Here is a 20,019-nt window from a genome sequence, read left to right as displayed (position 1 = left end):
GCAATAAAAAACCCCGTCGAGACGGGGTTTTTTTATACCAGTTAACCGGCGACAACGACCAGCTTTTGGTTAGCGAACTCTTTCAAACCAAGATCTGACAGCTCGCGGCCGTAACCGGAGCGCTTGACGCCACCAAAAGGCAATTCTGCGGCGGTATCGCTCTGCGAGTTGATGAATACCATGCCCGTTTCAATCTGCGACGCCATCTGGCGGCCGCGTACGATGTCGCGCGTCCATACCGACCCTCCTAATCCATAATGTGAATCGTTAGCCAGAGCCACAGCGCTGCGATCGTCAGCAACCACATACACTTGCGCCACGGGGCCAAAGAACTCCTGATAGTAAGCAGGATTATGGGGTGTGAGGCCAGTTAAGATCGTGGGTTGATAATAGCAACCGACTCCCTCAATCACTTTGCCGCCGAACTCAACGCGAGCACCTTGTTTCACCGCATCGTCTACCTGCTTCACCAGCCGATCACGTGCTTCTTTGGAAGAGAGTGGACCCAAGGTGGTTTTCTCATCTAATGGATCACCGGGCGTGGCCGATTGTAGCGCTGCACTGAACTTCGCCATAAACTCAGTGGCGATTTTCTCGTGCAAGATGAAGCGTTTCGCCGCAGTACACACTTGGCCGCAATTGCTCAATCGCGCCTGCGCGCCCTGACGTACGGCTTCGTCGATATCGGCATCGTCGAGCACCACGAACACATCATTGCCGCCCAGTTCAAGCGTGGATTTTTTCAAGTGCTTACCCGCTTGCTCCGCTACCGCGCTGCCGGCACGTTCGGAACCGGTTAATGCGACACCCTGCACCCGCGGATCGGCGATCAGGTCGGCCACCTGTTCATTAGAGATAAACAGATTGGTCCAGGCACCTTTCGGCGCACCGGCCTCTTCCACCAGCTTTTCAAAAACATCAGCACAGTGCGGCACGATGTTGGCATGCTTTGCCAGTACGGGATTGCCGAGTGCCAGATTGGGCGCCAGCACACGCATCAATTGGTAGTAGGGGAAATTCCAGGGTTCAACGGCCACGACAACACCAATAGGGTGATATTCCAACCATGCATCGCCAACCGCGCTCGGGTAGGCCTGCGCTTGCAACAGATTCGCCGCGTGCTCAGCATAATAGCGTGCAATCTGAGCACAGATTTTTACTTCGCCTCGGCTTTGTCCAATCAATTTCCCCATTTCAACGCTGGCAATCGTGGCCAGCTCTTCAACCCGCTGATCGATAAGGTCCGCAAGCCGATGTAACACCTGTAACCGCGGCTGCATATCCCCTTTACACCAGGCTGAATGGTACAGGTTGTCTGCTGTGGTGAGTGCGTGTTGAACGGAGGTGTCATCATGCGAAGGCCAGGTTTTCAGCAGCTGATTATTGGCCGGATTGATACTTTGATAGGCTGACATATAGGCTCCTTGGCGGGTAAAAATGACAAAGGCGGGACCAGCCCGCCTGTACGTTAAACGTTTTTGCGCTCGACCGTTTTGTCGTCCCACGTCAGAACGTCTTGGTCAGTCTTATTAAAGGCGCGGAGCAGCACATCATCGCTACCTTGCTGACGCCAGATTTCTTCCGCGAGTCGTTCGTCATAATTCGCCACCTCAAAAATGGCTTCAGCAATTTCAGGTGAGGTGTGGCGCAGTGTGGCCCATTCGCCCACGTGATGAGCTTTCGACTGTTCTGTGGCCATAAAGGTCTCCTGTTGTGGATTTATCCTTGCAGTTTTACCGCCAGTCCGGCGACGTATTGGCCCTGATAGCGGGCAATTCTCAGTTCTTCTTCAGATGGCTGGCGTGAGCCATCACCGCCAGCAATAGTGGTGGCGCCATAAGGCGTGCCGCCACGTACTTGAGAAATATCGAAAAGTTCTTTGGTGCCATAACCGATGGGCACGATAACCATGCCGTGATGGGCGAGGGTGGTCCACACAGAGGTAATGGTTTGTTCCTGACCGCCACCGGTGCCGGTAGAGGCGAATACACTGGCGAGTTTGCCGTATAGCGCGCCCGAGGCCCATAATCCACCAGTGCGATCCCAGAAGTTACGCATCTGACCGGCCATATTGCCAAAGCGGGTGGGTGTACCCACGATGATGGTATCGTACTCGGTTAAATCTTCAGGTTTGGCTTCAATAGCAGCTTGATTCACCTTGCCGCCCACCTGAGCAAATCTCTCCGCATCCATGCTCTCCGGTACACGAAGAATGGTGACTTCCGCACCGCTCACACTCTTTGCGCCTTCAGCCACGGCTTGCGCCATGGTTTCGATATGTCCATACATTGAGTAATAAAGTACCAAAACTTTTGCCATGGTTTCTATCCTGCTGAGGGGGATGAGTATTCAGAAGTATAGAAGAGACTGTGTAAGGTGCTGGAAGAGGGGATAAATGGGTCTGTGTCGCGCTGCGCTTTTTACAGGGCTAACTGCTTGTAACCTGGCGGTTAATCTGGTTTTAGAATAAAAAATAAGTGAATTATATGTTTCAAAGTATGAATATCAGCCGAATATCAGACTGCATTGGCTATTATTTCCTCAGGTGGCGCGAATAATCCGCCCCTTACTTTTCACTACATAGGATGAAAAGTCCTAACCACAGATGCTTAATCCCTGGAGGAAATGATGGCGCAACATCGTGGAGGATCAGGTAATTTCGCGGAAGATCGCGAGAGAGCCGCGGAAGCTGGTCGTAAAGGTGGCAAAAATAGCGGCGGTAATTTCAGAAACGACCCGCAGCGCGCTTCCGAAGCAGGTGAGAAAGGGGGACGCAGTCGCAGCAAGAAGTAATGTGATTGTGTTTGATTCTCCCTCCGCCGGGTCCGCCCGGCGGTAACAAAGATTGCATTTCCCCTCATGACCAGGCAAAAATAACCGCCAATCAATTTAGTTGGTGCGTTATGTCCGCTACAAGCTCCCGTCTCAGCCTGCGTATTACGCGTCAGGAACTCGTTCTCATTTTTATCACCATGGTTTGGGGTGGCACCTTTTTAGTGGTGCACCGAGCGATGGCATATTCCGGGCCGTTCTTCTTCGTGGGGCTGCGTTTCGCCACCGCATCGCTGCTGCTGGCCTTTTTCTTCCGCCGTTATTTGAGACACATGACCTGGCTGGAAGTGAAAGCCGGTGCGCTCATTGGCGTGTCGATTGCGGGTGGCTACGGTTTACAAACCTGGGGGATGCAAACCATCTCCAGCAGCCAGTCGGCGTTTCTGACCGCGCTTTATGTGCCGGTGGTACCGTTGCTGCAATGGTTGTTCCTGCGGCGTCCGCCAGGATTAATGGCCTGGATAGGTATCATGCTGGCGTTTACCGGGTTGGTGTTGGTGGCTGGGCCACAGGACGGAAGCCTGACGTTAAACGCGGGCGAGATAGCGACGTTACTTAGTACGCTGGCGATCGCAGCTGAAATTATTCTTATCAGTCGCTTTGCCGGTCAGGTTGATGTGCGCCGTGTGACGCTGGTTCAGCTGATGGTCGCATCGGCCTGCGCCTTCGTCTTGATGATACCCAACGGCGAGTCGGTTCCGTCAATGTCGACGCCATTACTGTTGAGTGCGCTGGGTCTTGGCGCGGCCAGTGCATTAATTCAGGTCACGATGAACTGGGCACAGCGCAGCGTGTCACCGACGCGGGCCACGGTGATTTACGCGGGTGAACCTGTCTGGGCAGGAGTGGTGGGACGGATTGCGGGTGAACGTTTGCCTGCCGCCGCGCTGTTGGGCGGTGTACTGATTGTCTGCGGAGTGATCGTCAGCGAATTACGACTTCGCCGCAAGAAAGCGGTGCCGGAGCAGGCACCGCTTGAGCCTTAAGGATGCTGCCGTGCTGCCTGGTTTGCCAGCGCGGCACCGCGACGTTTGAGGATCGCGTTAAGAATGATGGCACCGAAGGTCGCGGTGCCAATGCCTCCAATAGTGAAGCTGCCAATCTTTAAGGCAAAATCGCCAGCGCCCAGCACTAACGTGGTGGCCACCATGATCAAATTGCCGTTCTGACTGAAATCAACGTTGTTCTGCACCCAGATCCGCGCACCTGCCACGGCAATCAAGCCGAATACCACAATAGACGCGCCGCCAATCACCGGGCCGGGGATGGTGTGAATCAGTGCACCAAATTTCGGTGAAAAGCCGAGTATCAATGCAATCACTGCCGCTGCGACAAACGCCAGCGTAGAATAGACTTTGGTCACTGCCATGACGCCGATGTTCTCAGCGTACGTCGTTACGCCGCTGCCACCCATCGATCCTGACAACATGGTGGCTAGGCCATCACCGACAAAGGCTCGGCCCATCCAGGGATCGAGATTGCGGCCCGTCATACCCGCGACGGCCTTAATATGCCCGAGGTTTTCGGCCACCAGAATGATGGCGACTGGCGCAATCATCACTATCGCCTGCATATCAAATACCGGTGCAGTGGTGTGCGGTAAACCAAACCAAGGCGCACTGATAACACCGCTAAAATCGACCGGTTTTCCCAAGCCAAACACGTTGGTGAGCAAGGCGTAAATCGCCCAGGCGACAATCAGGCCAACCAGAATCAGTAAGCGCTGAATCAGGCCGCGCGTGAATACCGCGACCACCCCAATGCACAACACCGTCATCACCGCCATCCAGCTGTCGAACATTGATGCGGAAACGCCGTGTACGGCAATCGGGGCCAGATTAAGGCCAATCGCCATCACTACTGCACCGGTGACGACGGGCGGCATCAGACGTTCAATCCAGCCCGTACCGACTTTCATCACGATCAAGCCAATCAGCGTATAGAGTGCACCACACGCGATGACCCCGCCCAACGCGAGGGCCAGATTGGGGTTCAATCCCTGTCCGTTGAACCCGGTCACCGCGATAATGACGCCGACAAAGGCGGCACTGGATCCGAGATAACTGGGCACGCGGCCGCCCGTCACCACAAAGAACAGCAACGTGCCGATACCGGAAACCAGAATCGCCAGGTTGGGGTCCAGTCCCATCAGCAACGGCATCAGTACCGTCGCGCCAAACATTGCTACAGCATGCTGCAGGCCCATGACAAACGTCTGCCCAAACGGCAGGGTTTCATCCGGTGCAATCAGCCCATCTTCGGTCATGGCTGACTTTTTCTGCCAGCGGGGGAACCAGGAACTCGCCATCGTCTTCTCCAGGGTAGCGGTGTAACCGGGCCGCGCAGTGCGGCGTTAGCGGGCGTCCTGCCGTAAAAGGTGATGATATCCACGGTCAAACCACGCCAGGCCATGCGAATCATCGTTACGCACCAGCGCCAGCGCTTCACAAATCAGAATGTCGTGTGTGCCAACACTGACCACCTGCGTAATTTTGCAGTCAAACGACACGGTGGCGCCGTCCAGCAGCGGTGAGCCGCTGGCCAGCGTGTGCCAGTCAGCAGCAGCAAAGCGCTGCTCCATCGGCGTTTTCCCGCCAAACAGCGTAGAAAGATCTTCATGGCCGGCCGCCAGGGTGTTAACGCACAGATAGCCATTGTCACGGAAGGTCGGCCAGACAGAGGCCGAACGATTCAGACACACCAGCAAAGTGGGCGGCGTATCTGTCACGCTACACACTGCTGAGGCGGTGAATCCGGCACGACCGGCAGGACCGTCGGTGGTGATGATATTGACCGCCGCACCCAATCGGGCCATAGCATGGCGAAAAGCATCGCGGTCAACATTTGGCAGCAGCGGCAGTTCATGCACACTCATGATTTAACTCCTCTGTTCAACTTGCGGCGCGCTGTGCAGGTGCAGCCGTTTCGGCCAGCCATTGCAGCAGCAGTGCGTTGAAGTTATCGGCATCGGTCACGCTCATCGCATGCCCACCCCACGGCATCTCAATCAGACTGCCATCAGGCAGCGCTTGAGCCAGTTGCGGAGAACAGCTCCACGGCACCAGTAGATCGTCCTGGCTGCAGATGGCTAACACCGGTTGCTGAATCCGCGCCGCATGCGGGCGGAAATCACTATTCATCAGCGCATGTAAACGGCGCAGCAGGTTTTCCATACCCTGAAAATGGGTGATGTGATGGGCATCTTCAGCCGTGATGCGCACCTGGTGGCGCGCCAGCCATTCGGCCGGATAGAGGAATAGCGGCTGCGCCCGCACAAAGGCTTCTACACCCACATTAAGCAGCAGATCCTGCCGCACCTGGAAGCAGCGTTGCGTATGATGATCCAGCGACAGCCAGCCATTGATCACTACTACGCGGCCCACGCGGTCGGGATAATCCAGTGCCAGCTGCAAACCAATCAGACCACCCAGCGCGTGGCCAACAACGTCGTAATGTTGAATGCCATGTTGCGCCAATAACTCAGCCAGCTCTTCGGCCATCATCGCCATGCTGTAGCCTTCTGGCAGCGTATCGGCACTGCGACCGGTGCCGCGTTGGTCGTAAGTCACCACGCGATAATGAGGTGTGAGTGCCGCTAACTGGGGTTGCCAGAAGCCCGCCACACCACCAAGACCGGAAGACAGCACTAGCGTGGGTGCGTCGGCAGCGGCTAAACCATGAATCTCAAGGTGCATTACGCCTCCTGGTGCCCGATGTGCGCGACGCTGGCAATTTCAATCAGCGCGTCTGGTTTAACCAATCCGCACTGGATGCAGAAGCGTGCGGGCTTGTCGCCAGGAAAATACTCAGCGTAAACCTGATTAATCGCGGCGTAGTTGCTCCAGTCGGTGAGGAAAATAGAGTTGAAGGTGACGTCACTCATGTTGCCACCGGCGGTCTCAATCACCTTTTTTATCGTTTCCAGTACGTGACGGGTTTGAGCCGCCGCATCGCCAACGTGCACCACATTGTTACTGGCATCAAACGGTAGCGTGCCGGATACATACACCACGCCGTCAGCCAGCGTTCCTGGCACAAATGGCGCTATCGGGGTGCCGCTGCCGGCAGGGATAATCACACTTTTAGGCATCGTCGCAGTTCCTTATCGTTATGTGTTTGCAGGTGATCTTGACCTTAAGCTTTCAGAGCTTCACAAAAAGTGTTCGTGTCGCTAACCCAGCCAAAGAAGGTTTCGATGTTGAAAATCGCCGCCTCTTGGGCAAACGTCGGTCCGGCCTGATAAGTGGCGTCTTCCAGCACCACGCCGAAATATTCGAGGAAGAAGCCATCGCGCAGTGTGGACTCGACGCACACGTTGGTGGCAATACCGGTGAACACCAGATGGCGGATACCGCGACTGCGCAACATGCTGTCGAGTGGAGTATTGAAGAAGCCGCTGTAGCGCGGTTTAGGCAGCACGATGTCCCCGGCCTGCGGAACCAGCTCATCGACAAGGGCATAATCCCAGCCGCCTTTCGACAGCAGCGTGCCCTGTAACTCCGGTCGCTTGCGCATGGTTTTCAGTGCATTCGATTTATGGAAGTTAGGCGAGCCGGCATCACCCGCTTCGACGTACTGATCGTCCCAGCCGTTCTGGAACCAGATAATCTGCATGCCAGCCGCACGCGCCGCGGTCACCGCCTGATGAATTTTGGCGATCACTGGTTTTGTGGCAGAGACATCAAAGCCAGCAAGATCCAGATAACCGCCTTCGGTGGCATAGGCGTTCTGCATATCCACCACGATCAAGGCACTTTGCGCCGGCGGCAATGCAATCGCTTCTGGCCGGGCGGGCAGGGTGATATTCGGCAAACTCGATGTGTGGGCACAAGTCACGGTACTCATCAGGCAACTTCCTTCTGCGAAGTGATAACGTTTTGACGACACTGCATTAATGGCTGGATACGCTCACCGAAATCTTCAATGCCTTGCAGGAAGTCATCAAAGGTCAGTAGGACGCCCTGAGTGCCGTCAACCTCAGCAACTTCATCCAACATTCGTGCCACATTGGCGTATGAACCCACTAAGGTGCCCATATTGATGTTGACGGCTGAAGTGGGATCGGCCATCTGACGCACGTTGGTATCGCTACCGGATTTGGTGTCCTGCTGGCTTTGTGTGGTGAGCCAGGCGAGCGCTTCTTCATCGGCACCCGCTTTGTAATGCTCCCATTTGGCACGTGCGGCCTCATCGCTTTCGGCGGCGATGATCATAAACAGCACGTAAGAACCGACATCGCGCCCGGCGTGATCCGCCGCGGCTTTCATACGGCTGGCGGTCGGGGCGAAGGCGGTGGGGGTATTGACCCCTTTGCCAAAGCAGAAGTTGTAATCAGCATGCTGCGCGGAGAACGCCATTCCGGCATCGCTCTGTCCGGCGCAGATCACCTTCATCGGTTTCTGCGGTTGCGGGCTGACGCGGCAGTCGTTCATGGTGAAAAATTCACCTTTGAAATCACTCTGACCGGAGCCCCACAAATCGCGCAGCACGGTGACGTATTCGGTGAGGTATTGGTAACGGCTGGAGAAGTACTCATCACCCGGCCACAATCCCATCTGTTCGTATTCGGGTTTCTGCCAGCCGGTGACCAGATTGACGCCGAAACGGCCATTGGAAATCGAATCGATGGTGGCGGCCATACGCGCCACAATCGCTGGGGGAAGCGTCAGAGTGGCTGCCGTGGCATAGATTTCAATTCGTGAGGTCACCGCCGCGAGCCCCGCCATCAGCGTGAAGGATTCGAGGTTGTGATCCCAGAATTCGGTTTTACCTCCGAAGCCACGCAATTTGATCATCGAGAGCGCAAAGTCGAAGTGATAGTGCTCGGCCTTCAGCACAATTTCTTTATTCAGTTCAAAAGTCGGTTTGTACTGCGGCGCATGGGTGGAGATAAGCCAGCCATTGTTGCCAATCGGGACGAAGACGCCAATTTTCATGTGAAACCTCTCTGCATTGAACGGGCATTGCTCTACACGCTGCACTGCTTCCTGCACGCATCCTGCGAGCGGCGCTCAAGTACAAAATTGCAAAGCCTGTGCCACATTTTTAAATGCCTTATATAACAATGTGTTAAAAGCCATCTTTTAGTGAAAGTGGAGTGGTTGGTCTAAATCAGACCGTTTGGTCAAAACTATTTGCACGTTTTTCATGCGCGGCACGGTCAAAAAAGGTGCAGGGAGAGCGATTAGGCAGGAAAGAGGGGCTTTGTTATGATGCGGATATGTGGGATGGAAGAGGTAACAGTGTGAAAAGCGATGAAAAGAAGCCAGGACGACGCTCGCGAGCGGTAGCGGCAAAACGGGCAGCAATTCTTGAAGCCGCGTTGGCCTTCTTCTCGCAATACGGTATTCATGGCACCAGCCTCGATAAAGTCGCGGAGCGCGCCGATGTTTCGAAGACCAATCTGCTTTATTACTATCCGTCAAAGGAAGCGCTGTATGTGGCGGTATTGAAAGAGATCCTGGATGTGTGGCTCGCCCCGCTGCGTGCTTTGCAACATGATCATGACCCGTTGACCGCGATACGAAAATACATCCGCCTCAAACTGGAAGTGTCGCGTGACCATCCACAGGCTTCACGCCTGTTCTGTCTGGAAATGCTGCAAGGCGCGCCTTTGCTAAAAGGTGAACTGGCGGGTGATTTAAAAGCACTGGTAGATGAGAAAGCGGCGATTATCGAGCAGTGGATTGATGAGGGACGTCTGGCGGGTGTGCAACCGCAACATCTGTTCTTCCTGCTGTGGGCCACCACGCAACACTACGCCGATTTTGCCTCACAGGTTGAAGCCATTACCGGGCAAACGTTGAATGACCCTGCTTTCTTTGAGCAGACACTGGAAAATGTGCAGCGCATGATTATTGAAGGGATCCGCGTGCGCTGATCCCGCCTCAACCAGGAGAATGCATGGACTCGCTATCGCAGTTAACCTTGGGCGCAGCCGTAACGGTTGCCGTAATGGGAAAACGTGTGCCGCTGTGGCAATCGGCGCTGGTGGGGGCCATTGCGGGGACTTTGCCCGACCTTGATGTCTTTATCGACCACGGTGACGCGATTCGCAATATGACGTTGCACCGTACCGAGAGTCACGCGCTGATCTTATTGACGCTGGTTGCCCCCCTGCTGGCGTGGCTGGTGGCCGGCGTAACGCAAAGCCGCCCTTACTGGCGAGGCTGGTGCCTGGCGATCTGGCTGGCGCTGATTACGCACCCGTTGCTCGATCTCACCACCGTATACGGCACGCAACTGGGCTTACCCTTCACCGATTTCCCCTACGCAATCGGCAGTATGTACATCATCGATCCACTCTATACCTTGCCTTTACTGGTGGCGCTGGTGGTGACGTTATGGCGACATAATTTGCGCTGGAACCAGTTCGGATTACTGGTCAGCACACTCTATCTCGCCTGGAGCATGGTGATACAGGGCATAGCCACGCGGCATATTGAGCAGGATTTAGTGCATCAATCCGTCACGGCACAACAGGTGCTGGTCACACCCACCGCGTTTAATACCTTGGTTTGGCGTACGGTCATCATGACACCCGAACAATACGGCGAGGCTTACTGGTCATTGATGTCCCCTGAGCGCCCGCTGGAAATTCGCTGGTATCCACGCCATCCAGAGCTGTTTGACGCCTTTAAAGGGCAGTGGCATGCGGAACGCGTGGCGTGGTTCAGCCATGGATTTTATGCCATGCAACAGCAGGGTGATGACACGCTGATATCAGATTTGCGCATGGGTGAGGCACCGAATTACACCTTTACCTTCAACTTGGGCTCGCCAACATCCCCTGACCTGGCCCCGGAAAGGGAAGCCTCGGTGAGACCATCATTGGCGCAGGCGTGGCATAAACTACGAGAAAGGTTATAAAAAAAGCCCCAGATGGGGCTTTTTTGGAGTCTGGATCAGGCTTTACGGCGACGTAATAACCAGCCCAAGGTCAGGATCACAAACCACAGTGGCGTGACCATCAGGGCCTGACGGGTATCTTCCTGCAACGTCAGCAGCACCAGCACAAAGGCAAAGAAGGCCATACATACCCAGCACATAAATTTGCCCAGCGGCATCTTAAACTTCGACGCCGCATGGCGCTGTGGATGTTGCTTACGGTACGCCAGATAGCTGCACAGAATGATGGTCCAGACGAACATAAACAGAATCGCCGACACCGTGGTCACCATGGTAAACACCGTCATCACATCTGGGATCAGGTAAATCAGTGCCACACCGACCAGTAAGCACAAGCAAGAGAAGAACAGGCCCGTTGTGGGTACGGCGCGTGCGGACAAGCGTCCAAAGGCTTTGTGCGCAACGCCCAACTCGGCCAGGCCGAACAGCATACGGCTGGTAGAGAAAATACCGCTATTGGCCGATGACGCAGCAGAGGTTAATACCACAAAGTTAACGATGCTTGCCGCAGCAGGCAGACCGATCAGCACAAACATTTCAACGAAAGGACTGCGGTTTGGCAGCACCTGGTTCCACGGCGTGACCGCCATGATCACCAGCAGTGCCAGTACGTAGAACATAATGATACGGACGGGGATGGCATTGATCGCGCGTGGCAGCACCTTGTGAGGATCTTTGGTTTCTGCCGCCGCAGTACCGACCAGTTCAATCCCGACAAAGGCAAAGACCGCAATCTGGAAGCCGGCAAAGAATCCGCTTAGGCCTTTCGGGAACATGCCACCATGATCCCAGATATTGCTCAGTGAAGCCGTGGTGCCATTGGGTGAGGGATAATGCATGCTGACCAGCACAATACCGGTGATAATCAGCGCCACAATCGCCACGATTTTGATAATGGCGAACCAGAATTCCATCTCACCAAACAGTTTTACTGTCGCGATATTGAGTGCAAGGAACGCAAAGATACACAGCAGTGCACTCATCCAAATGGAGAAGCCGGGGAACCAGAGCTGGAAATAGGCGCTGATGGCCACGACATCTGCGATCCCGGTGACCACCCAGCAGAACCAGTAAGTCCAACCGGTAAAATAGCCAGCCCAGGGGCCAAGCAGATCGGCCGCGAAGTCGCTGAAGGATTTGTATTCGAGATTGGAGAGCAGTAACTCACCCATTGCTCGCATAACAAAAAACAGCATAAAGCCAATGATCATGTAGACAAAAATGATCGATGGGCCCGCCAGGCTGATGGTTTTTCCAGAGCCCATAAACAGCCCGGTACCTATGGCGCCGCCGATAGCGATAAGTTGGATATGGCGGTTATGCAGATTACGCCGAAGCTTTTCCGGCTGTTCGGCCTCAATGAGCGCCTCTTTTGATTGGTCAACCATAAATATATCTTTCCTGTTTTGATGTTGTGTCAGCTCTACTGGCTGTTTGATAAGGTGCCGTTGTATAGGGCAAGTGGCATAAGATAGTGGAAAGGCGGCGACTCTCGGTAATTGTTTTTTTACAATTGTGACCTTTTACGCGCTTTGTTCTGTCAGTAAAAATTTACATGGCATAATCTCCCTGCATTTTGCGTAAATCTTCAACAATTAAGCCTTTTCTGCCGATGTTCACCCGCGTGGCGCCTACACTTAACAACTTCATGTATAAGCAAAAGTGAAATGATGTGCGTGTATTCATGGCCATAGTGTTACTTGCGCTGTGTGGGTGGTGGGGGCTTCCCTGGCTCAAACTACATCTGCCGCCGCAATGGAACCCTTTTACACCGTTGGCGGTGACCGATCCGCCAGGATGGATGATGCGGTATAAATTACAGCGACTCAGCCACGACCCCGCAGCGTGTCTGGCGGTAATGCAGCGTGCCAGCCAGCAAGGATTTGTGCAGTTCCGTAGCGTTCCACCGCAGCAAGGCGATTGCCCCATTGAGCAACCTTTACGTGTGACCGGTTTTGGCGAGGTATCGGTGAGTAGCAGTTTTCTCGCCAGTTGTCCGATGGCCGTCAGTAGCACTGTCTTTGTGGTTAACAGTCACCAGGCTCTACAACAGGCTGGTATCAACAGTCGGTTGCGCAGTATCGCGCATGTGGGAAGTTACGCTTGCCGCAATATCTATCATCGCCAGCAGGGACGATTAAGCGAACATGCCACGGCTGAGGCGTGGGATATCAGTGGATTCCAACTGGCGAATGGTCAGTGGTTAATGGTGGGGAAAAACTGGCGACAACCCACAGAGGCTGCAGCGGGATTACACGCGCTGTGGCGAGAGGGATGTGCTACCTTCGGCAATGCGCTCGGACCGGACTACAACGCCGCACATGCCGGGCATTTTCACCTCGGCATGCGCGGCGCAGGCTACTGCCGTTAACTAAACGGCAGGATTAAGCCCACGCTTTATGAGGAAATGGTTAGCAGGCCAGGAGAATACAAAGCCAATAAGCATTGATAATTGCAGCATAAACCAGAATGTCACCAGCAATGGGTTGATTTGCTGGTTAAGAATGAATTTTAGGGCCAGTGCCATAAAGATAAAAATACCTAATTGATAAATCAGCAGCGGAAAAGTTTCCGTTTTTAATGCTAATAATAAGGCACTGGCTAGTGAACGTTTTTCACGTTGCCGAATAGCAAGAAACTGCAAAAAATATCCAATCAGAAGCGAAATGAGTGCACAAATAAGACCCTGCATCCAGAGTGTTGGGTTAATTGCGAACTGATTTAGCAAGGTGACTATTGGCAAGGTCATTAGGTCACCAAATATACAGGCTGCGGCAGAGAGTGAAGTAGAAATAAATATGGTTTGCCAGCTAGCATGCCCTTGTATTTTTTGCGGAACCAGCAAAGCAAGTTTTACCTGACGAGACGGTTTGCGGCCCAGATACCACCAAGCCAGCCAACCGATAAAAGGCAAATACAAGCCCGTCAGTGGCCAGATGATATTCATTACCGGCACAGGGTGCGGGTGACGGAAAAGATCTTTTAAAATCATCAGGGCCGTGCAACCGCCCAGAACAAGTAAAGGTAATGCCAACTGGTTCAACATAGTCAGTCCCGCTGAGTTTCCCGAATACGCGCGACAATGCGCCAGGCGTCCTGCGTCATTGTCTCCCCTTTGCAAAATCTTTTGACTCGCTCACCGCTAATCTTCTAAGAGTAGCTGGAAAAAGAGAGTGACGGAAATCACGCTGTTATGTTCATCATGGAAATAACGGTCATGATGAATAAAGCGAAACGCACTCACTTGATAAATCAGCCTCACACCTCAGTATCCGCTCGAAAAGTGGGTGATTTTGGTTAACGACGATGCTAAAAATTTATCAATCTAATGATAATTTTCGATGAATAGGGTGATTGAAACCTCTTCAGAAAAATCCTATTCTAATTAGCAAAGTCGATTAAAGTTGTGAAGCTGTTAGCAAAAAACATCCGTTTGCACATTCCCACTTCGGTAACGCATTGACAACTGGATGGTTATGATTGTTATCGGCAGTGCTGCTTTCATTTCAATCAATATTTTTTCTCAAGTTAATTTATTTTTTGTGTTAATCAGAACGAATAACAAGGTTAAAGCGTGAAACAACGCTGAGGCAATAATGACAACCGATAATTATTTCGTCTGGCGCGGCGAGACTGAAAATGAATTTCAGGCGCTGACGGAAGTGGTACAAGTAAAATCGCTAATACAAAAACATATCGAAGCATTGGGTTTTGATTCATTCGCTTTTCTGGTTCAGCATCCTGTGCCCTTTACACGGCCACGTGTGTTTTTGTTTAGCACTTACCCAGAAAGCTGGGTTAAGCGTTATGAAAGCGAAAATTATTACGCTGTGGATCCGGTATTGCTGCTTTGCCAGCGGCCGGGAAGAGGCGTGGAATGGACGCGTGATTTATTTACCGGTGCGGGCAATTTGTGGGCAGAAGCCAATGCGGCAGGCCTCAATAGTGGCTTTTCTTGCTCGGCAATGGCGCCAAATCGTGCCATTGGTATATTATCTATTGCATCGTCGCTTCATAGTCATACCCAACATTTACGTATCCAGCTGGAAGTGAAACTACACTTCCTGGCGGAACTGAGTTTGCGCGTGCTGGAAAGGCTGAATGACAGTTCAATGGCAGTTTTATCTAATGATTTTAGTCAACGCGAACTGGAAATTCTGAAATGGACGGCAGAAGGAAAAACCTCTGCTGAAATTTCACTTATTTTAGCGATATCTGAACACACGGTGAATTTTCACCAAAAGAATATGCAAAAGCGTTTTAATGTTTCCAATAAAACGCAGATTGCCTGTTACGCAGCAGCGATTGGCTTGATATAGCAAAAAGGCAACTACTAATTTTAGTAGTTCCCAGCGTTGAGTCTGTTGTCTACCCTGCGCCGGGACTTTGCCAGGCTGGCGCAAAGAAATCATTGCAAACATGAGGATGTCAGGGGCGCATGATGAAAATAATTCAAACACAGCTTAAGGATATGCCGTCCTCTTTATTGGCTGAATTGGGAACCTATCGCTACAGCGTTTTTGCACGTGGCGAAGGCTGGTCTATTCCCCCGCGATTAAGCACGCCGGGTCAGGAGTACGATCGATTTGACCGTTCAGATGTGACTTGGTTGATTGCCTGGAACGCACGTCAGGGTATTTGTGGTTGTGCGCGTCTATTGCCTTGGCACGAGCCTGAAGTGCCTGAAGGGTTGGTGCTGCCATTCGATCAGGACAAAGTCTGGGAGATGTCGCGTTTTTCAGCCCGTCTCGAAGTGGACGCGGAGTTACCGCTCAATATTTTATGGCACTCGGTACAGTTGGCAGAATTGAGTGGGATGGCATTCCTGATCAGTTCAGCGACGCCGATGTTAGAGAAAATGTTTGAAAAACATCAGGTGGTTTACGAGCCACTATCACCGGGCTTAATTCAATCTGAAGACAACCTGTTTGCTATTCGTATTCCGGTGCAGCAACCTGCGCTCGCCGAGAAATATCGCGGTACACGACGCTTTAGTCCTGAAGAGGTGTTGCCATCACTGGGTGTGTCCGTTAACTGGCAGGCGCACAGCTAATTACCCCGCGCAGAGCGCGGGGACAACCGCTTATTGACGATAAGCGGTTTTGATTTGACGGATGGTGTTGCTAAACACTTCCGCCTGAGGTTTATCAACTAACGCGCTCTGCACATAGCGCTCCATATTGATGATCACTTTGCCAGCATCTGCCTGGCCCATTCCTTTCAGGATCAGCGTCACCATCATTTTCAGGCAGGCCACTTCATCCGCCAGTGCTTGGGTATCCTGTGAAGTTGCAAAATCCTCATCACTCATCATTGACTCCTTGGTGGTGTTACTGAACGTTGACACATTACCTGTGCGTAAAAAACAGAGTATATCATAAGCTTGTTGGATGAATTTATTGTAGGCGAAGCGGTAATGAGAAGGAGGGGGTTAATTCTGACTTGATGTATTTGTCAGCAGAAGAAAATCGGAAATAGGGAATTATTAAATGTGCCGACAACGGATTAACCAACAAAAGCGTTATAAATTATAACATAATGATATTAGTCACAATTTCACATTTTAATTCTTGCATGTTATTGCGTTTTACTAAAAAAACAAGCGCTCCAGAGTCCTAATTGATTTGCATCATTTCAAGAGGGATTTATCTGCATCGCCAGATGTTCTTTCAGCCTTAAACCCGGTAAGATGGCCTCCCTGTAATATATTTTCCCTTCACTAACCTGCGGAGTACGTCACGTTGATCAGCTTGCTTCTTGTTGATGACCATGAACTGGTACGCGCAGGTATTCGCCGCATACTTGAAGATATGAAGGGACTGGTGATTGCCGGGGAAGCGGCTTGTGGTGAAGATGCGGTAAAATGGTGTCGCAACACGCCGGTTGACGTGGTGCTAATGGACATGAACATGCCCGGTATCGGCGGCCTGGAAGCCACGCGCAAGATTGTGCGCTTTAATCCAGATATTCGTATCATTATGCTCACCATTCATACTGAAAACCCACTACCAGCGAAAGTCATGCAGGCCGGTGCTTCCGGTTATCTGAGCAAAGGCGCCGCGCCGCAAGAAGTGGTGAGTGCGATCCGTGCCGTGCATTCCGGTCAACGCTATATTGCTTCAGACATTGCTCAGCAAATGGCGTTGAGTCAAATCGAGCCACAAAAGACGGAATCGCCGTTTAGCTGTTTGTCGGAAAGGGAATTGCAGATTATGCTGATGATTACCCGCGGGCAGAAAGTGACGGAGATCTCCGAGCAGCTTAGTCTGAGCCCGAAAACCGTTAACAGCTACCGTTATCGCATGTTCAGCAAACTGAATATTAGTGGCGATGTAGAGTTAACGCATTTGGCCATTCGTCATGGCTTGTACAATGCGGAGCCATTAATCAGTAGTGAGTGACGTCTTCAATTCCAAAGCCTTTCTCAGCACCGTGACCAGTCAGCCCGGCGTCTACCGTATGTATGACGCGACAGGCACGGTGATCTATGTTGGTAAAGCCAAAGATCTCAAAAAACGCCTGAGCAGTTATTTCCGGACTCAGGTAGGCAGTCGCAAAACCGAAGTGTTGGTCAGTAACATCCAGAACATTGATGTCACGGTTACCCATACTGAAACGGAAGCGCTGTTGCTTGAGCACAACTATATAAAGCTCTATCAGCCGCGGTACAACGTGTTGTTACGCGATGATAAATCCTACCCTTATATCTTTCTGAGCGCAGATACTCACCCGCGGCTGGCGATGCATCGTGGGGCGAAGCATGCCAAAGGGGAATACTTTGGGCCGTTTCCTAACGGCTACGCGGTGCGTGAAACCCTCGCGCTGTTGCAAAAAGTCTTTCCCATCCGCCAGTGCGAGAACAGTGTCTATCGCAATCGCTCACGTCCTTGTTTGCAGTATCAGATTGGGCGTTGTCTGGGTCCCTGCGTGGCGGGGTTGGTTTCAGAAGATGAATATGTGCAGCAAACCGATTACGTGCGCTTGTTTCTGGCTGGCAAAGATGATCAGGTTATTAACCAGTTAGTTAAACGTATGGAAGACGCCAGTCATGCGCTTCGCTTCGAAGAGGCAGCACGTCTGCGCGATCAGATTCAGGCAGTGCGCCGTGTGACAGAGAAGCAGTTTGTCTCTAACCAGGGAGACGACCTGGATGTGATGGGGGTGGCCTATGACGCGGGAATGGCGTGTCTGCATGTGCTGTTTATTCGTCAGGGAAAGGTGTTGGGCAGTCGTAGTTATTTCCCGAAAGTGCCGGCGGATACAGATTTGACCGAAGTGGTGCAAACGTTCGTCGGTCAGTTTTATCTGCAGGGCAGCGAAGCGCGCACCTTGCCTGCTGAAATTTTGTTAGATTTCAATTTGCCTGAACGTGCGTTGCTGGCCGACTCTTTGAGTGAGCTGGCGGGGCGTAAAGTCAACATTCAGAGTAAACCGCGTGGTGACCGTGCGCGTTATCTTAAGCTGGCGCGCACCAATGCGGCCACCGCTTTGACCACGAAACTCTCCCAGCACTCCACCATCCAACAGCGGCTGGCAGCACTGGCGGCATTTCTTGAACTTGATAGCATCAAACGCATGGAGTGTTTCGATATCAGTCACACCATGGGTGAGCAGACCATTGCTTCCTGCGTCGTCTTCAACCGTGATGGTCCTCTACGATCCGATTATCGTCGCTACAACATTGAGGGGATCACGCCGGGGGACGACTACGCGGCGATGAATCAAGTGCTACGCCGCCGTTACGGTAAAGCGCTGGAAGAGGACAAAGTCCCTGATGTGATTATCATTGATGGCGGCAAGGGCCAGTTGGCGCAAGCGAAGCAGGTGTTTGCTGAACTGGATGTGCCTTGGGATAAAGATCGACCGATTATGCTCGGCGTAGCAAAAGGCAGCGATCGTAAAGCGGGTCTGGAAACGCTGTTCTTTGAAGCGGAAGGTGAGGGGGTTTCCCTGCCACCAGATTCACCGGCACTGCATGTCATCCAGCATATTCGTGACGACTCTCACAATCATGCAATTTCGGGACATCGCCAAAAACGCGCCAAAGTGAAGAACACCAGTGCCCTGGAAAGCATTGAAGGAGTAGGGCCAAAACGCCGCCAGCAGCTGCTTAAGTACATGGGGGGCCTACAACCGTTGATGAATGCCAGCGTGGATGAGATTGCTAAAGTTCCCGGCATTTCCTTCGCACTGGCAGAAAAAATCTACCACTCGCTGAAACACTAACGTTGAAACAGGGTGGGCAATGTAGGAACATACGTTAAATCCTACTCACACCAGACAGTTACTGGCATATGCAATTTAACATTCCGACGTGTCTTACCCTGTTTCGAGTTGTACTGATTCCTTACTTTGTGCTGGCGTTCTATTTGCCATTTCACTGGGCACCTTTTGTCACCGCATTAATCTTTGTGGTTGCTGCGGTCACGGACTGGTTTGATGGTTTTCTTGCTCGTCGCTGGAAGCAGACCACCCGTTTTGGGGCTTTTCTCGATCCGGTCGCCGATAAGGTGATGGTCGCGATCGCCTTGGTGCTGGTGGCAGAATATTTCCACGCCTGGTGGATCACTTTGCCCGCAGCCACCATGATTGCCCGCGAGATTATTATCTCGGCCTTGCGTGAGTGGATGGCGGAGATTGGTAAACGTAGCAGCGTCGCTGTGTCATGGATTGGCAAAGTGAAAACCACCGCACAGATGTTCTCGCTTTTTGCCTTGCTATGGCGTCCAGATGCAACGGTGGTCGGTATCGGCGTGGTTGCGTTGTATATCGCTGCGGTTCTGACGTTCTGGTCGATGTTCCAGTATTTGAGTGCTGCGCGCGGTGATTTGCTCGATAGCTGATCGATGCGATTTAAAAAGCAGCAAACGGACGCAGTGTGTGGATAATTCTATTGACTCATTGCGTCAGATAAGTAGAATGCATCGCATCGAACGGCAGCGAGTCTGCAAGAAGCTGAGTAAAATCAGTGAGTTTGATTGAAAGGCGAAGTTTAAGAATCAAGTGTTTCAGGTTGCAGCAAGGCAGTCACTGAAAGACGAAGATTATGCGGGAATAGCTCAGTTGGTAGAGCACGACCTTGCCAAGGTCGGGGTCGCGAGTTCGAGTCTCGTTTCCCGCTCCAAATTTAGTCATTTGTTTTCAACGAATGACACATCAGAATAAAGGCGCGTTGGCAGAGTGGCCATGCAACGGATTGCAAATCCGTCTACCTCGGTTCGACTCCGGGACGCGCCTCCAATTTATACCCTGCCCGGGTGGTGAAATCGGTAGACACAA

22 protein-coding genes and 2 tRNA genes are annotated in these 20,019 nt (G+C 52.4%); 12 read left to right on the top strand and 12 right to left on the bottom strand.

Features of this window, described 5'->3' with window-relative positions; all coding sequences use genetic code 11:
* Positions 1–41: 41 nt before the first annotated feature.
* Genes HA51_RS11640 through wrbA form a run of 3 tightly spaced genes read right to left on the bottom strand, consistent with a single transcriptional unit; the run spans position 42 to position 2,319 of the window.
* The gene (locus HA51_RS11640; protein ID WP_084934668.1) at positions 42–1,415 is read right to left on the bottom strand and encodes an NAD-dependent succinate-semialdehyde dehydrogenase; all 1,374 of its coding nucleotides are present in this window, start codon (positions 1,413–1,415) and stop codon (positions 42–44) included.
* 53 nt (positions 1,416–1,468) lie between these two features.
* The gene (locus HA51_RS11635) at positions 1,469–1,699 is read right to left on the bottom strand and encodes a YccJ family protein (RefSeq protein WP_084934667.1); all 231 of its coding nucleotides are present in this window, start codon (positions 1,697–1,699) and stop codon (positions 1,469–1,471) included.
* 20 nt (positions 1,700–1,719) lie between these two features.
* Positions 1,720–2,319: an NAD(P)H:quinone oxidoreductase gene (gene wrbA, locus HA51_RS11630; protein WP_084934666.1), complete on the bottom strand. Its 600-nt coding sequence runs from the start codon at positions 2,317–2,319 to the stop codon at positions 1,720–1,722.
* Between the two features lie 309 nt (positions 2,320–2,628).
* Here wrbA and HA51_RS11625 point away from each other — a divergent pair, with 309 nt between their 5' ends.
* Entirely contained in the window at positions 2,629–2,793 is a 165-nt protein-coding gene (locus HA51_RS11625) for a con-10 family general stress protein (protein ID WP_071845623.1), read from the top strand.
* Between the two features lie 110 nt (positions 2,794–2,903).
* Positions 2,904–3,818, top strand: a complete 915-nt coding sequence (locus HA51_RS11620; protein WP_084934665.1) for a DMT family transporter — start codon at positions 2,904–2,906, stop codon at positions 3,816–3,818.
* Here HA51_RS11620 and rutG read toward each other — a convergent pair.
* The 6 genes from rutG to rutA are packed head-to-tail and all read right to left on the bottom strand — an operon-like array spanning position 3,815 to position 8,768.
* A complete protein-coding gene (gene rutG / locus HA51_RS11615; RefSeq protein ID WP_084934664.1) occupies positions 3,815–5,140 on the bottom strand; it encodes a pyrimidine utilization transport protein G in 1,326 nt (441 codons plus the stop codon). The two genes, HA51_RS11620 and rutG, sit on opposite strands and share 4 nt — an antisense overlap.
* Positions 5,141–5,185: 45 nt before the next feature.
* Positions 5,186–5,707 (bottom strand): NADH-dependent FMN reductase RutF, encoded by a 522-nt coding sequence (gene rutF / locus HA51_RS11610; protein ID WP_084934663.1) that lies wholly within the window; start codon positions 5,705–5,707, stop codon positions 5,186–5,188.
* A 16-nt stretch (positions 5,708–5,723) separates the two neighbouring features.
* The gene (gene rutD, locus HA51_RS11605) at positions 5,724–6,527 is read right to left on the bottom strand and encodes a pyrimidine utilization protein D (protein WP_084934662.1); all 804 of its coding nucleotides are present in this window, start codon (positions 6,525–6,527) and stop codon (positions 5,724–5,726) included.
* Complete coding sequence (gene rutC / locus HA51_RS11600) at positions 6,527–6,922, bottom strand: pyrimidine utilization protein C (RefSeq protein WP_084934661.1); 396 nt, start codon at positions 6,920–6,922, stop codon at positions 6,527–6,529. Before rutC ends, rutD begins: the two co-directional genes overlap by 1 nt.
* Positions 6,923–6,966: 44 nt before the next feature.
* Positions 6,967–7,677: a pyrimidine utilization protein B gene (rutB, locus tag HA51_RS11595; RefSeq protein ID WP_084934660.1), complete on the bottom strand. Its 711-nt coding sequence runs from the start codon at positions 7,675–7,677 to the stop codon at positions 6,967–6,969.
* Entirely contained in the window at positions 7,677–8,768 is a 1,092-nt protein-coding gene (gene rutA, locus HA51_RS11590; RefSeq protein WP_084934659.1) for a pyrimidine utilization protein A, read from the bottom strand. The genes rutB and rutA overlap by 1 nt, the downstream gene beginning before the upstream one ends.
* Before the next feature lie 308 nt (positions 8,769–9,076).
* Here rutA and rutR point away from each other — a divergent pair, with 308 nt between their 5' ends.
* The gene (rutR, locus tag HA51_RS11585) at positions 9,077–9,712 is read left to right on the top strand and encodes an HTH-type transcriptional regulator RutR (RefSeq protein WP_084934769.1); all 636 of its coding nucleotides are present in this window, start codon (positions 9,077–9,079) and stop codon (positions 9,710–9,712) included.
* A gap of 23 nt (positions 9,713–9,735) precedes the next feature.
* Positions 9,736–10,701, top strand: a complete 966-nt coding sequence (locus tag HA51_RS11580) for a metal-dependent hydrolase (protein ID WP_084934658.1) — start codon at positions 9,736–9,738, stop codon at positions 10,699–10,701.
* A 35-nt stretch (positions 10,702–10,736) separates the two neighbouring features.
* On the opposite strand, the gene cycA is transcribed toward HA51_RS11580, so the two are convergent.
* Entirely contained in the window at positions 10,737–12,128 is a 1,392-nt protein-coding gene (gene cycA, locus HA51_RS11575) for a D-serine/D-alanine/glycine transporter (RefSeq protein ID WP_084934657.1), read from the bottom strand.
* A 284-nt stretch (positions 12,129–12,412) separates the two neighbouring features.
* Between cycA and HA51_RS11570 the strand changes: the two genes are divergently transcribed.
* A complete protein-coding gene (locus HA51_RS11570; RefSeq protein WP_084934656.1) occupies positions 12,413–13,111 on the top strand; it encodes an extensin-like domain-containing protein in 699 nt (232 codons plus the stop codon).
* Here the strand turns inward: HA51_RS11570 and HA51_RS11565 are convergent, their stop codons facing one another.
* A complete protein-coding gene (locus HA51_RS11565; protein ID WP_084934655.1) occupies positions 13,112–13,786 on the bottom strand; it encodes a DUF4396 domain-containing protein in 675 nt (224 codons plus the stop codon).
* A 550-nt stretch (positions 13,787–14,336) separates the two neighbouring features.
* On the opposite strand from HA51_RS11565, the gene HA51_RS11560 reads away from it, so the two are divergent.
* A complete protein-coding gene (locus HA51_RS11560; protein ID WP_084934654.1) occupies positions 14,337–15,059 on the top strand; it encodes an autoinducer binding domain-containing protein in 723 nt (240 codons plus the stop codon).
* Between the two features lie 122 nt (positions 15,060–15,181).
* The gene (locus HA51_RS11555) at positions 15,182–15,793 is read left to right on the top strand and encodes an acyl-homoserine-lactone synthase (protein ID WP_084934653.1); all 612 of its coding nucleotides are present in this window, start codon (positions 15,182–15,184) and stop codon (positions 15,791–15,793) included.
* A 30-nt stretch (positions 15,794–15,823) separates the two neighbouring features.
* Here the strand turns inward: HA51_RS11555 and HA51_RS11550 are convergent, their stop codons facing one another.
* Positions 15,824–16,051, bottom strand: a complete 228-nt coding sequence (locus HA51_RS11550; RefSeq protein WP_084934652.1) for a DUF2594 family protein — start codon at positions 16,049–16,051, stop codon at positions 15,824–15,826.
* A 430-nt stretch (positions 16,052–16,481) separates the two neighbouring features.
* Here HA51_RS11550 and uvrY point away from each other — a divergent pair, with 430 nt between their 5' ends.
* The 5 genes from uvrY (at position 16,482) to HA51_RS11525 (ending at position 19,980) form a co-directional block, all read left to right on the top strand.
* Positions 16,482–17,141: a UvrY/SirA/GacA family response regulator transcription factor gene (gene uvrY / locus HA51_RS11545; RefSeq protein WP_084934651.1), complete on the top strand. Its 660-nt coding sequence runs from the start codon at positions 16,482–16,484 to the stop codon at positions 17,139–17,141.
* Complete coding sequence (gene uvrC / locus HA51_RS11540; RefSeq protein ID WP_084934650.1) at positions 17,134–18,966, top strand: excinuclease ABC subunit UvrC; 1,833 nt, start codon at positions 17,134–17,136, stop codon at positions 18,964–18,966. The genes uvrY and uvrC overlap by 8 nt, the downstream gene beginning before the upstream one ends.
* 68 nt (positions 18,967–19,034) lie before the next feature.
* On the top strand, positions 19,035–19,583 hold the full coding sequence (gene pgsA, locus HA51_RS11535) for a CDP-diacylglycerol--glycerol-3-phosphate 3-phosphatidyltransferase (protein ID WP_084934649.1): 549 nt from the start codon (positions 19,035–19,037) through the stop codon (positions 19,581–19,583).
* A gap of 205 nt (positions 19,584–19,788) precedes the next feature.
* Positions 19,789–19,864: transfer RNA gene (locus HA51_RS11530), tRNA-Gly, on the top strand.
* Positions 19,865–19,906: 42 nt separating this feature from the next.
* Positions 19,907–19,980 (top strand) — tRNA-Cys (locus HA51_RS11525).
* The last annotated feature ends 39 nt before the right edge of the window (positions 19,981–20,019 follow it).

The sequence above is a fragment of the Pantoea rwandensis genome, from assembly GCF_002095475.1.
GTDB lineage: Bacteria > Pseudomonadota > Gammaproteobacteria > Enterobacterales > Enterobacteriaceae > Pantoea > Pantoea rwandensis.
Note: the sequence above shows the minus strand (reverse complement) of the source record. Positions and strands in the feature narration are given on the sequence as shown.